This is a genomic window from Mycobacterium terramassiliense (genome assembly GCF_900157385.1).
Classification (GTDB): domain Bacteria; phylum Actinomycetota; class Actinomycetes; order Mycobacteriales; family Mycobacteriaceae; genus Mycobacterium; species Mycobacterium terramassiliense.
The window spans coordinates 303,199-315,342 of sequence record NZ_LT717700.1 but is presented as its reverse complement, the minus strand read 5'-3'; the positions used below and the strand labels follow the sequence as shown (position 1 = coordinate 315,342).

General features: G+C 69.1%; 16 protein-coding genes and 1 pseudogene. 14 read left to right on the top strand and 3 right to left on the bottom strand.

Annotated elements, in window-relative coordinates; all coding sequences use genetic code 11:
• Nucleotides 1-26: 26 nt before the first annotated feature.
• Complete coding sequence (locus MTAB308_RS09525; protein WP_077099234.1) at nucleotides 27-452, top strand: nuclear transport factor 2 family protein; 426 nt, start codon at nucleotides 27-29, stop codon at nucleotides 450-452.
• A 304-nt stretch (nucleotides 453-756) separates the two neighbouring features.
• Here MTAB308_RS09525 and MTAB308_RS09520 read toward each other — a convergent pair whose 3' ends face one another.
• Complete coding sequence (locus MTAB308_RS09520) at nucleotides 757-1,347, bottom strand: TetR/AcrR family transcriptional regulator (RefSeq protein ID WP_077099233.1); 591 nt, start codon at nucleotides 1,345-1,347, stop codon at nucleotides 757-759.
• Between the two features lie 98 nt (nucleotides 1,348-1,445).
• Between MTAB308_RS09520 and MTAB308_RS09515 the strand changes: the two genes are divergently transcribed.
• The 4 genes from MTAB308_RS09515 (at nucleotide 1,446) to MTAB308_RS09500 (ending at nucleotide 3,283) form a co-directional block, all read left to right on the top strand.
• Nucleotides 1,446-1,922, top strand: a complete 477-nt coding sequence (locus tag MTAB308_RS09515; RefSeq protein WP_077099232.1) for a DUF1772 domain-containing protein — start codon at nucleotides 1,446-1,448, stop codon at nucleotides 1,920-1,922.
• A gap of 30 nt (nucleotides 1,923-1,952) precedes the next feature.
• A complete protein-coding gene (locus MTAB308_RS09510; protein ID WP_077099231.1) occupies nucleotides 1,953-2,270 on the top strand; it encodes an NIPSNAP family protein in 318 nt (105 codons plus the stop codon).
• 21 nt (nucleotides 2,271-2,291) lie between these two features.
• Complete coding sequence (locus MTAB308_RS09505; RefSeq protein ID WP_077100089.1) at nucleotides 2,292-2,678, top strand: DUF4267 domain-containing protein; 387 nt, start codon at nucleotides 2,292-2,294, stop codon at nucleotides 2,676-2,678.
• A gap of 281 nt (nucleotides 2,679-2,959) precedes the next feature.
• Nucleotides 2,960-3,283: a hypothetical protein gene (locus MTAB308_RS09500; RefSeq protein WP_077099230.1), complete on the top strand. Its 324-nt coding sequence runs from the start codon at nucleotides 2,960-2,962 to the stop codon at nucleotides 3,281-3,283.
• A 15-nt stretch (nucleotides 3,284-3,298) separates the two neighbouring features.
• Here the strand turns inward: MTAB308_RS09500 and MTAB308_RS09495 are convergent, their stop codons facing one another.
• On the bottom strand, nucleotides 3,299-3,598 hold the full coding sequence (locus MTAB308_RS09495) for a hypothetical protein (RefSeq protein WP_077100088.1): 300 nt from the start codon (nucleotides 3,596-3,598) through the stop codon (nucleotides 3,299-3,301).
• 28 nt (nucleotides 3,599-3,626) lie between these two features.
• A complete protein-coding gene (locus tag MTAB308_RS09490) occupies nucleotides 3,627-4,019 on the bottom strand; it encodes a heme-binding protein (RefSeq protein WP_077099229.1) in 393 nt (130 codons plus the stop codon).
• 283 nt (nucleotides 4,020-4,302) lie between these two features.
• Between MTAB308_RS09490 and phoU the strand changes: the two are divergent.
• The 9 genes and pseudogenes from phoU to MTAB308_RS09450 all read left to right on the top strand — a co-directional run.
• A pseudogene (phoU, locus tag MTAB308_RS09485) lies at nucleotides 4,303-4,935 on the top strand (phosphate signaling complex protein PhoU); the annotation flags it as partial.
• 3 nt (nucleotides 4,936-4,938) lie between these two features.
• Nucleotides 4,939-5,250: a DUF3349 domain-containing protein gene (locus MTAB308_RS29720; RefSeq protein ID WP_173842176.1), complete on the top strand. Its 312-nt coding sequence runs from the start codon at nucleotides 4,939-4,941 to the stop codon at nucleotides 5,248-5,250.
• Between the two features lie 61 nt (nucleotides 5,251-5,311).
• On the top strand, nucleotides 5,312-6,499 hold the full coding sequence (locus MTAB308_RS09480; protein ID WP_077099227.1) for a cation:proton antiporter: 1,188 nt from the start codon (nucleotides 5,312-5,314) through the stop codon (nucleotides 6,497-6,499).
• A 105-nt stretch (nucleotides 6,500-6,604) separates the two neighbouring features.
• Nucleotides 6,605-7,615 (top strand): Acg family FMN-binding oxidoreductase, encoded by a 1,011-nt coding sequence (locus MTAB308_RS09475; protein ID WP_077100087.1) that lies wholly within the window; start codon nucleotides 6,605-6,607, stop codon nucleotides 7,613-7,615.
• A 7-nt stretch (nucleotides 7,616-7,622) separates the two neighbouring features.
• A complete protein-coding gene (locus MTAB308_RS09470) occupies nucleotides 7,623-8,750 on the top strand; it encodes a 4Fe-4S dicluster domain-containing protein (protein WP_077100086.1) in 1,128 nt (375 codons plus the stop codon).
• On the top strand, nucleotides 8,743-9,579 hold the full coding sequence (locus tag MTAB308_RS09465) for an FAD/NAD(P)-binding protein (protein WP_077099226.1): 837 nt from the start codon (nucleotides 8,743-8,745) through the stop codon (nucleotides 9,577-9,579). The genes MTAB308_RS09470 and MTAB308_RS09465 overlap by 8 nt, the downstream gene beginning before the upstream one ends.
• Nucleotides 9,580-10,338 (top strand): NADH-quinone oxidoreductase subunit B family protein, encoded by a 759-nt coding sequence (locus tag MTAB308_RS09460; RefSeq protein ID WP_077099225.1) that lies wholly within the window; start codon nucleotides 9,580-9,582, stop codon nucleotides 10,336-10,338.
• Complete coding sequence (locus MTAB308_RS09455; RefSeq protein ID WP_077099224.1) at nucleotides 10,335-11,627, top strand: Ni/Fe hydrogenase subunit alpha; 1,293 nt, start codon at nucleotides 10,335-10,337, stop codon at nucleotides 11,625-11,627. Before MTAB308_RS09460 ends, MTAB308_RS09455 begins: the two co-directional genes overlap by 4 nt.
• Entirely contained in the window at nucleotides 11,624-12,136 is a 513-nt protein-coding gene (locus MTAB308_RS09450; RefSeq protein ID WP_077099223.1) for a hydrogenase maturation protease, read from the top strand. Before MTAB308_RS09455 ends, MTAB308_RS09450 begins: the two co-directional genes overlap by 4 nt.
• Nucleotides 12,137-12,144: the final 8 nt, after the last annotated feature.

The following is a 12,144-nucleotide window of genomic DNA, read 5'->3' as shown; positions in this document are numbered from 1 at the left end:
AGTCTCACCCACTACGAGGAGTCACCATGACCACGTTCGCCCCGCACCGCGACACCTTGGAGTCCTTCGCCGACTGCATTAACGGCGGCCCTGACAAAGACACGCTCACCGGTTTGCTCGCCGAGAACGTGCGGCTGTACGGCCCCTTCGGCGATGAGCCCGTCACCGGCCGCGAGGCCGCCGTGGAAACCATAAAGACCGTCAACGGACTCTCGTCAGACGACACCTATCTGGAGGTCCTCAGCGGCGAGACCCACCACGCCGCCCACTTTCGGCTGCAAGTCGGAGACGCCGCGGTCAACGGAATCTTCTTCGTCCTGCTCGACGCGGACGGCAAGATCGCCGAGGTGAGCATCTTCTACCGCACGGTGCCGGCCGGCGTCGCGCTGCAGCGCAACCTCGCGGAACTTATCGGCATGCAGCCCTGGGAACTGTGCACAAACGGGGAGTAACGACCAACGCCGTGCCCTAGGCGCGCTAAGGCGCGGTCTTCACGAGAGTCCAGCCACTTCGCTGCGCGGCCTTGAGGTCGCCGTCGACTGCGGTGAATGACGGGTCAACAAACCGGCTTAGCCCGGGCCGGATGTCGACGAGCGGGTTCGAGGGCTCCACGGCGCGACCGGCGAAACGGCTTGGGCCCGGCCAATCGCGACCGAACACGACGGGGGACGGCCCTGAGACGGCGGGACGCCGTCCTTGGCGGCCTCGCCACACTGCAGTCTCGAGCCCTTCGGTTCAAGCCTGTCGGTGCTGGGCCTAGCGCGCCGTTTTTCGCCCGCCGGTGAATTCGTTGACGAGCAGCTGGACTCGCTCCGAGTCGTGGGTGGGGCGCAGCCGTCCGGTGCGGCCGAGCGTTACCAGCCCGTGCAGCGCCGCCCAGAACACCTCGGTGAGCGTGTCGGTGTCCTGCTCGGCCGAGGCCATGCCGACCGCTTCATGCAACGCGGCGAAGGCCGCCGTCAGCTGAGGCGGTGTGTCTTCGGCGCCGAAGCGCAAGGCGGTCGCGCGGGTGAACATCGCGTCGTAGACCGCCGGGTTGTCGCGGGCGAAATCCAGGTAGGCGCGGGCGATCCGGGCCAGGGTGTCACTCGCGGCGCCGGTGTCGGCGTGGGCGGCCCGGATCACTTCGGCGAGTTCGGCGAACCCGTCGAGGGCGACGGCGTCGGCGATTTGCTCCATGCCGGCGAAGTGCTTGTACAACACCGGCTGGCTGTATTCGATCTCGGTGGACAGCCGGCGCGTGGTGACGGCCTCCCAGCCTTCGGCCTCGGCCAGCTTGCGCGCGGTCCCGACGATCAGTTGCCGGCGGGCGGCGCGTTCGCGCTCACGACGGTCCTCGATGGCCATACCTCACGATATCAGGGCTAGGAAAACTAGCAATGCTATTGACGCGGCCTGCCAGGAGGGTTAGCGTTGCTAGCACTTACGAGTGAGGGAGTTGCGACATGCTTCTGCACGACATCACCCGGGTCGCCGCACTGATCGCGGTGCTGGGTACCGCGGTGGTCTACGGCACCGACGTGTTCTGCGCGATGGTGATGCGACCGGCGTTGGCGCTGGTCGACGACGAGGCCTTGGTCGCGGTAACCGGACACGTGCATCGATACGGTGACCTGCGCATGCCGCTGCCCGGGGTCCTCGGGATCGTCGCCGCCGCGCTGACCACGGCGCTCGCCGCGGTCGGCGCGCACTGGGCGCAGGCCATCGCGGCGGGCATAGCCCTGGTCCTGCTGCTGATCTGGCTTGCGCTCTACACGCGGGTGAGCGCGCCCATCAACCGGCAACTGACCGCGGCCGCCGAAGCGGGACAACCACTTCCGAACGGGCGGGCGCTGCAAGCGAAGTGGGACTCAATCATCGATGTGCGCGCGATACTGCAGGGCCTGGCGGTGATCGCCCTCTGCGCGGTGCTGATGATCTGACCTAATTCCACTGCAAGGAGAGCGATTTCGATGTTTCAGCTCAGGATCTACACCCTGCGGTCGCCGGAAGCTTTGCGCCGGTATGCGACGGTGCACTGGGCGCGGCACCTGGCCACCTTCGAGGCGTTCGGGGTCACCACGCACGGCGTGTGGACCGAGCGCAGCGGCGACGCGAACCGACTCGCCGCGCTGATCGGCTATCCGCCGGGCGCCGACCCCGACCGACTCGCTCGGCACATCATGGCCAGCCCCGAATTCGCCGCCGACATGGCCGGCTTCGACGTCGACGACATCGTCGACGTCGAGACGACATTGCTTGACCCGACGCCGTTCTCATCGATTCAGTAACGACGCCTAGGAGTGCTCGACATGACCATCACCACCACCGTCGGCTACGTCCTCGCCGGCATCCTCGCCGCGGCCATCATCTTCATCGGCGCACGCTTCCTCGTCGCGCCGCGCGTCGCAGCGGCCGGCTACGGCGTGCTACCCGATCTCGACCAACCGGGTGCCGGCGCCTACTTGAGCGTCAAGGGCATACGCGACATTGCCACGGGGCTGTTCGTCATCATCCTGATGATCGCGGGCGCGACCCACTTGATCGGGTGGGTGATGTTGGCCGCCACGATCATTCCGCTCGCCGACGCCGCCATCGTGCTGCGCCACGGCGGTGCCAAGTCGATCGCCCGGGGCGTCCACGGCGGCACCGCCGCCGTCATGCTCGTCACGACCGCGCTCCTACTGTTGTCCAGCTGAGAGCCGATCTGTTCTCACTGTCGGGCAGCGCCGGATACCGGCCCGCACCGGACGTACACACCCTCGGCGAGACGATGAGCCGCGCCCGCGACCGGATGCGTTCTTGGCCCCGCTACGCCGCGCCGCGCAGTTGACGGCGCGCGCCGCCCCGAATCCGCGGAGGTGAGGCGGGACCCAGAGACCGTCGAGAAATTGTGGTCGTTGCGCCGGCGGCAGAAATGGGTAACTAACCCAGTAGCCGGGCGGCTAATGGCAAGTCAGTGTCGGAAGGTGGGGATCGCATGGGTCGTCAAGATGAGGGCCGGTGGGACGTCAGTGTCAAGAGCAACGCGGTTTGCGTTGAGCGCATCTCGGACGGTGACAAACAGTTATTCGAGGATTTGTTGGCGCCCCAGGAGGCCCGCGAACTAGCTGGGCTCTTGACGAAGTACGCCGACAAGGCCGACGAGTCCGAGAAATCCGACGAGTCCGGCGAGTCCAAGGCCAAAAGTTCCGATAAGTCCGAGGACGCCTCCGACGAGTCCGAGGACGCCTCCGATAAGTCCGAGGACGACTCCGACGAGTCCGAGGACGACTCCGACGAGTCCGACGACTCCGACAACTAGACCGGGTCGGCGCTTCTAGCTGCACCCGCTCACTTGGATTCGCCGGCCGGCGTTGACGCAGACGTTCACGTTCGGCGGGGGCGGCGGCGGATAGTCCTGCGGCAGCGGCGCATAGTCGGCCGGCGGGGGTGCATAGGTGCCGACGGTGTCGGCGACGTTGGTGCAGCCACTCACCGAAACACGCCTGCCGACGCTCGCGCAGACGTCGGCGTCGGCCACACCGGACGGCCGCACCATGGCATAGATTTCGGGAATCGACGTGAGAGCCAACGTCGTAATCCCGGCGGCGACCCAAGATCGCGCCCACAGATTCATGGCCATCTCCTTTCCCAGTTGCCGACGCCTAGGGCGTGGCACCGGGCTCCGCGGCGAGTGGCGTCCACTGGCAGCGCTGCTTGATGTCGACCAGCGGCTGGCGGATGTTCTCCAAATCGGCTTGCTCCTGCGGGTTGGCGTTGAAGTAATTCTGGACGTCGTCGCGGATCTGATCTTTGGGCCGGTCCTGCAGGCCGGTATAGAACCCGTTCACGTCCGGGTGCGTGAACAGGTAGGTCGACAGCGACGCCGCAACGCCGGCCGCGACACCGGCCACGTCGCCGGCAGTGCAGTTGGCCGGCCGGGCCGGCGCGTCAGCCGCGGCGGTCGGCGCGGTGGCGCACAACAGTGCGCCGGTCACCGCTCCAGCTCCGATGGCACCGAGCGTTACGCGGCGCCGGAGGGAGGTTGGGGGGAACATGGCGGGCTCCTTCGTCCGATGATCAGCTTTGACGGCAACCGGCGATTGCCGTCCAGGGCACGTTAAGCACACGGCGGCGACTGGCAACAGGGGAAATGGTCCCCAAAAGACACCCCGGGCCATTTCCGCGCCGCCCGGCTCGCCGGCAGCGTGGCCCGGATCGCGAAGTTGCCCGCCGCGGCGGATGCGGACGCGTCCGGATCGCGGGCCAGAAGTGGCAACGAGCGCTGTCATCTGCCAAAGTCGTTGTCGCGCAGAGACCGCCGCCTTAGTGTGAGCCCACATGCGGACCGCGTTTCATCGGCAACTCGAGGCTCTCACGGCCTCCGTCGCCGACATGTGCGCGCGGGCCGGTGATGCGATGCAGCGCGCTACGCACGCGCTGCTGCACGCCGATGCGTCCCTCGCCGGTCGCGTCCTCGCCGACCACCACAAGATCCTGCGCCACGGTGCCCACGCTCAGCGGAAGGCTTTGGCGCTGTTGGCCCTTCAAGCCCCGGTGGCCGGCGACCTTCGAGTGGTTGTCGGCGACCTCAAGAACATCGCCGACGCCCAGCGCATGGGCGCCCTGGCATCGCACGTCGCAGAAATCGCCCGCCGTCGTTACCCCGCGCCCGCCGTGCCCGAAGAGGCAATCGGCTACTTCACCGAAATGGGGCGCATCGCCATCGATCTCAGCAACGTCGCCAGACACGCCGTGCGATCCCGCGACCCGGTCGCGGCCGCCCGGATGCGGCGCGACGACGACGCCATGGACGAGCTGCACCGCAAGCTCTTCACGTTGATGATGGACCAACCGTGGCACTACGGCGTCGCCGCCACCATCGACGTCACCCTGCTCGGCCGATACTACGAACGCTTCGCCGACCACGCCGTCGAGATCGGACGTCGGGTCATCTTCCAGGCCCGAGGAGAGCCAATGTCTGTTTCCGGCGTCATCGCGCGGATCGTGGGGTTCCTGCGGGCCGGCTACCCGGAGGGCATACCGCCGACCGACACCTTTCCGTTGCTGGCGCTCCTGCGTCGGCGTCTGTCCGACCGGGAGGTCATGCAGATCGCGGCCGAGCTCGTCGAACACGGCGACGTGCCCGTGGATGCAACGACCGTCCGGGTCATGATCAGCAAGATCACGGATCAGATGCCCGCACCCGATGAGGTCGAACGGGTCAAGAAACACCTCGAAATGTGCGGATGGCCGGTCAGCGACGGGTTCCCGGCCTCCGGCGGTTAGTCACACCTTCGCGGGACTCTCCGGGCGCCATATCCCTGGCGGCGGCGAACCGGGATGCAGAATGACATCGTGCAGACCACGCGGAAGGGCCGCTGAGGTGCACGGGTTCGGCTTCCACACCCTGGCGCTGCTGACCGCGGTGGGTTTCGCCGGCCCGCTGCTGGCCTCGCTGCCGCGCCTGCGGATCCCGGTCATCATCGGCGAGCTGGCCGTGGGGCTCATCATCGGCAAGACCGGGTTCGGCGTCGTCGACGACGCGAACCCCACCTTTCAATTGTTGGCGAACATCGGCTTCGCGCTGGTGATGTTCGTGGTGGGCACCCACGTCCCGGTTCGGGATCCCAAGCTGCGCTCGGCGGCGCCGCGGGCGCTGGGGCGGGCGGTCGTGATCGGCGCCGTCGCGGCGGCCCTGGGCGTCGGGCTGGCCGCGGCGTTCGACACCGGCCACGCGGCGCTCTACGCGGTCCTGATGGCCTCCTCTTCGGCGGCGCTGGCCCTGCCGGTGATCGATTCGCTGGGGTTGCAGGGTCCGGATGTGCTGTCGGTGACCGTACAGATCGCCATCGCCGATGCCGCGTGCATTATCTTGCTGCCGTTGGTGATTGACCTGCAACGCGCGCCGATCGCCGCCCTCGGCGGCTTGGCGATCGCGGGCTGCGCGGTGGTGCTGTTCCTGCTGCTGCGCGCGGCCGACCGCAGGGGCTGGCGCCGGCGCCTGCACAAGTACTCCGAGGATCGCCGCTTCGCGCTGGAACTGCGGACGAACCTGGTCGTGCTGTTCGGCCTGGCGGCGCTGGCCGCCGACACCCACGTGTCGATCATGCTGGCGGGCTTCGCGTTGGGTTTGGTGATCGCTTTGGTCGGCGAACCGCACCGGCTGGCGCGCCAATTGTTCGGCATCACAGAGGGGTTCTTCAGCCCGCTGTTCTTCGTCTGGCTGGGCGCCTCGCTGCAAGTGCGGGAGCTGGGATCTCACCCGATGCTGATCCTGCTCGGCATCGGGCTGGGACTGGGCGCCGTGCTGGCGCACTGCGCGGGAAGGCTGCTGGGGCAGCCGCTGACTCTCGCGGTGCTGTCGGCGGGCCAGCTCGGGGTGCCGGTGGCCGCGGCGACCATCGGTACCCAGGAACACCTTCTCGTCGCGGGCGAAGCGTCGGCGCTGATGTTCGGCGCCCTGCTGACGGTCACCGCCACGTCGATCGCGGGCGCGCTGGCGGCACGCAGCCAGGCTCGGGTGACCACTCCCTAGGGATTGGCCCAAAGTCCTTTTGCCTAGTGCCGTCATGCTCTCGTTTCGCCCGGCGTGATTCCGCATTGTGGTGTGCAGGAGCTTCACCCGAAGGGAACCGCAGCCATGACCGCACGATTTCCGGACGCCGGCACGGTCCGGACCGTCCTGACACTGGCGTCCCGGGCACCCTCGGTGCACAACACGCAACCGTGGCGGTGGCGCGTCGACGCCGCGAGCTTGCATCTGTACGCCGCCGCGGAACGGCAATTGCCCAACACCGATCCGGACGGCCGCGACCTGATCCTGAGCTGCGGCACCGCGCTGCACCACTGCGTCGCCGCCTTCGCGGCCGTCGGTTGGCTGTCCAAGGTGACCCGGCTGCCGAACCCGGACGACCCCGACCACCTTGCCGCGATCGAATTGTCCCCGTACCCCGCCGACGCCGTCGACATCGCGCTTGCCGCGGCGATACCGCGGCGGCGCACCGACCGGCGCCACTACAGCTCCTGGCCGGTGCCGGTCGCCGACATCGCGCTGATGGCCGCGCGGGCGGCCCGAAACGGCGTGACTCTGTGCCAAGTCGAAGACCTCGACAAGCTGCACAAGATCGTCGCCGAATCCGTCGCGGAGCACCTCAACCGCGATTACCTTGCCGAGCTCACCGCATGGAGCGGGCGCTACGCCTCGGTCGCGGGGGTTCCGGCCCACAGCACGCCGGCGTCGGACCCCGCGGCGAAGATACCGGGCCGGTTTTTCGCCGGTCCCGCACTGCCCATGCCGCGGGACTCGTCGCCCGGCGACGACAGTGCCGTCGTGCTCGCCCTGGGAACCCGGGCCGACGATCGGCTGGCGCGGCTGCGCGCCGGTGAGGCCACCAGCGTCGTGCTCCTGACCGCGACGTCGTTGGGGCTGGCCAGCTGCCCGGTCACCGAACCGCTGGAAATCGCCGAAACGCGCGAGTCGGTCCGGTCCGACATCTTCGGCGGGGGTGATTACCCGCAGATGCTGCTTCGGGTGGGTTGGGCGCCGATCAACGCCGACCCGTTGCCGGCGACACCGCGGCGCGACCTCTCGGACTTCGTCGAATGGGTGGACGGGTACGACGGCAGCGCCGCAAGCGATTTAGGCGGATGATGTGGCGGTGAGCGGAAACGGCGCAGAGCACCAGGCCGCGTCGTTGAATGCGGCCGGCCTGCACCGCCTCGTCGAGGTGCTGATCGAGCGGGGCTACCGGGTGGTCGGTCCGACGTTGCGGGACAACGCGATCGTGCTCGCAGAACTCGAGTCGGCGGACGACCTGCCGCGCGGCTGGGGCGTCGACGTCAGCCCCGGGCAGTACCGGGTGCGCCGCCGCGACGACGGCGCGGCGTTCGGGCACTCGGCCGGCCCGCAGTCGTGGAAACAGTTCCTCCACCCGCCGCGACAGCGGATCTGGGCCGGCACCCGGGACGGGACCGGCGAGCCCGAAACCGACGGCCCCGAAAACGAAGCCCCGCGCTACGCGTTCCTCGGTGTGCGCGGGTGTGACCTGGCCGCGATCGCCACCCTCGACGGCGTGCTCGGCCGCACCGACTACCCGGACAACGCCTATGTCGGGCGCCGGCGCCGGGCCTTCGTCGTCGCCGTGAACTGCACCGAACCGGGCGGCCTGTGCTTCTGCGCATCGATGGGCACCGGTCCCGCGGCGGGGCCCGGTTACGACCTCGCCCTCACAGAGCGCCTCGGCGGTGACGCTTACCTCGTCGACGTCGGCAGCCCGGAGGGCGCCGACGTGCTCGCCGCGGTGCCGCACCGGGCCGCCGGTGATGACGAAATCACCTCAGCGCGAAGCGAAGTCGAGGCCGCAGCGGACACGATGGGCCGCCAGATGCCGGACACCGATCTGCGGCAGCTGCTGATTGCAAACCGCGAGTCGCCGCAGTGGGACGAGGTCGCGAGCCGCTGCCTGACCTGTGGCAACTGCACGATGGTGTGCCCGACCTGCTTTTGCACCAGCACCCAGGACGTCAGCGACCTCACCGGCGAGCACGCCGAGCGCTGGCGCGAGTGGTCGTCGTGCTTCGAATTCGATTTCACCTACGTGCACGGCGGTGGCAGCGTGCGGCAGTCCGGCGCGTCGCGCTACCGGCATTGGCTGACCCACAAGCTGGGGACCTGGCACGACCAGTTCGGCATGTCGGGCTGCGTGGGCTGCGGCCGCTGCATCGCGTGGTGCCCCACCGGCATCGACATCACCGCGGAGATGAACAAGATGGCCGGCGATGACTGAGCCGGCGTCGGCCATGGCGCCCGTCCCGTACCGGGTGCGCAGTCGCGTTGTGGAGAGCCCGGATTCGGCGACGCTGTGTTTAGAGCCCGTCGGCGAGGCGCTGCGGACCCCGCAACCCGGGGAATTCATGATGCTCTACGCGTTCGGGGTGGGCGAGGCCGCGATCTCGATCAGCGGCGACCCGTCGGTGACCGACGGTTCTATCACGCACACCATCCGCGCCGTGGGGGCGGTGAGCCGCGCCCTGCACGACGCGGAGCCGGGCAGCGTCATCGGTGTCCGCGGGCCGTTCGGCACCACCTGGGGGCTCGACGAAGCCGCCGGGCGGGACCTGGTCATGGTCGCCGGCGGGGTCGGGCTGTGCCCGTTGCGCCCGGCGGTGCTGGGCGCCCTGGCCGGGCGGGCGCGCTACGGCAAGGTCACGCTGGTCGTGGGCGCCCGCTCCCGGGCCGATTTCGTGTTCGTCGACCAGCTCGAAAAGTGGGCCCAGGACCCGCAAATCGAGCTGCACGTCACGGTCGACGTCCCGGTCCAGGGCTGGCGCGGCGAGGTGGGACTGGTCACCGAGCCGCTGCGCCGGCTCACGCTGCAGCCCGACCGCACCACCGCGTTCCTGTGCGGGCCGGAGCCGATGCTGCGATTCGGCGCCGAAGCCCTGCTCGCCAAAGGCATTGCGGCAACGGATATTCGGGTATCGCTGGAGCGCAACATGCAGTGCGGGGTCGGCTGGTGCGGTCACTGCCAGCTGGGGCCGCTGCTGTTGTGCCGCGACGGGCCGGTCGTCGGCTACGACGTTGCCGGCCCGCTGCTGCAAGTGAAGGAGCTGTAGATGGGCCCAACCACGTTGGCCGTGTGGAAGTTCGCCTCCTGCGACGGATGCCAGCTGACCCTGCTCGACTGCGAGGACGAGCTGCTCACCCTCGCCGGCCAGGTCCAGATCGCCACGTTCGCCGAGGCCTCCAGCGCGATGGTCGGCGGCCCCTACGACGTCTCGCTCGTCGAGGGGTCGATCACCACCCGCCACGACGAGCACCGCATCCGCGAAATCCGGGAGCAGTCCAAGGTTCTGGTCACCATCGGCGCGTGCGCCACGGCCGGGGGAGTGCAGGCGCTGCGCAACTTCGCCGACGTCGCCGAGTTCGCCTCCGTCGTCTACGCCAAGCCGGAGTACGTCGACACCCTGGCCACCTCCACGCCGGCGTCGGCGCACGTCAAGGTCGACTATCAGCTGCCCGGCTGCCCGATCGATCGCGGTCAGCTGCTCGACACCCTCGCGGCGCTGCTGATCGGGCGCAAGCCGCGGATCCCGGCCAAGACGGTGTGCACCGAGTGCAAGCTGCGCGGTGTCACGTGCGTCGTTGTCTCCGAGGGCATCCCGTGCCTCGGTCCGGTGACACACGCGGGCTGCGGGGCGCTGTGCCCCCGGCATCATCGCGGCTGCTTCGGCTGTTTCGGGCCGTCCGCGGCGCCGGCAACGGCGACGCTGATCCCGCTGTTGCGCCGCGACGGCATGTCCGACGGCGACGTCGACCGGGTGTTCTCGACGTTCAACGTCACCACGTTCACGGCCGAACGGAGCCAGCAGTGAATCCGTCCACCCGCACGCTGAGCGTCGGCACGCTGACGCGCGTGGAAGGCGAGGGCGCGCTGCACGTCACGCTGAAAGATGGCGCCCTGGACAGTGTAGAGCTCAACATCTATGAGCCGCCGCGCTTTTTCGAGGCGTTCCTGCGCGGGCGCGCCCACACCGAGCCGCCCGACCTGACCGCGCGGGTCTGTGGCATCTGCCCGGTCGCGTATCAGGTCAGCGCCTGCAACGCGATCGAAGACGCCTGCGGCGTGCAGGTGGACGAGGAGCTTGTCGCGTTGCGGCGCCTGTTGTACTGCGGCGAATGGATCCACAGCCACGTCCTGCACATCTACCTGCTGCACGCACCGGACTTTCTCGGCTATCCCGACATCATCGGCATGGCGCGCGACCACGCCCCGGCCGTCGAGCGCGGGCTGGCGCTGAAGAAGGCGGGCAACCGGTTGATGGAGTTCGTCGGTGGGCGGGCGATACACCCGGTCAACGTGCGGCTGGGCGGATTCTACTCGGTGCCAACGCGATCCGATTTCAAACCGATCGCCGAGCTGCTGCGCCGCGCGCTGGACAATGCGCTCGAGACCGTCGAGTGGGTGTCCGGGTTCGAGTTCCCCGACCTCGAACTCGACCACGAGTTCCTGGCGCTCGCGGCGCCCGGCCGGTACCCCATCGAGGACGGCACGATCGCGCGCAGCGCGGGCCCGTCGTTTCCGGTGGCCGAGTTCACCGACCACGTCGTCGAGTCCCAGGTGCCCTACTCCACCGCGCTGCACGCGACGCTGGACGGCGGCCGCTATTTGACGGGGCCCCTGGCGCGCTACTCGCTGAACTCGGCGACGCTGTCGCCCGTCGCGGCGCAGGCCGCCGCCCAGGCCGGGCTTTCGTCCGAATGCCGAAACCCGTTCCGCAGCATCGTCGTCCGCGCCGTCGAGGTGGTCTACGCGGTCGAGGAGGCGCTGCGGATCATCGACGAATACCAGCGCCCGCCGCGCCCGTTCGTCGACGTCCCGGCGCGGGCCGGGGTCGGCCACGGCGTCAGCGAGGCGCCCCGCGGCCTGCTGTATCACGGGTACCGGATCGGCGAGGACGGGCTGGTTTCCGCGGCGACGCTTATCCCGCCGACCTCGCAGAACCAGGCGGCCATCGAAGCCGACCTGGCCCGGCTGGTGTCCGGCAACCTGTCCCTCGATGATGCCGCGCTGACCGCGTTGTGCGAGCAGTTGATTCGCAGCTACGACCCGTGCATCTCCTGCTCCGCGCACTTCCTGACGCTGACGGTGCAGCGGGAATGACGGACAGCCCCGTCGGCGCAGTGGTCATCGGCCTGGGCAATCGCTACCGCCGCGACGACGGCGTCGGCATCGTGGTGGCCGACGAGCTGCACAGCCGGGGACTCAAGGGTGTTCGGGTCGTGACCGGCATCGTGGAGCCCATGGGTCTGCTGGAGGCGTGGTCGGGCGCGGGGCTCGCCGTGGTGATCGACGGCGCGGTCGCGACGCCGCCGGCGCCGGGGCGCGTCCGGCGCTGCGGCCTGAGCGACCTGGCGGCGGGTGACGGCCTGAGTTCGCACGGCGTCGATCTCGCGAGCGCCCACGCGTTGGGCGAGGCGCTGGGTCGCGTCCCCGGCGAACTGGTGCTGCTCACCGTCGAAGTCGCCGACACCGGCCACGGCACCGGTTTGACGCCTCCCGTCGAGCGGGCCGTCCCGCAGGTCGTCGGCATGGTGGTGGCCGAGATCGACCGCAGGCGAGGAGGAAGGGCCCTTCGGTCAGGTGACGGGGGACTTTTGGCCGCTGACTGACGATCGCG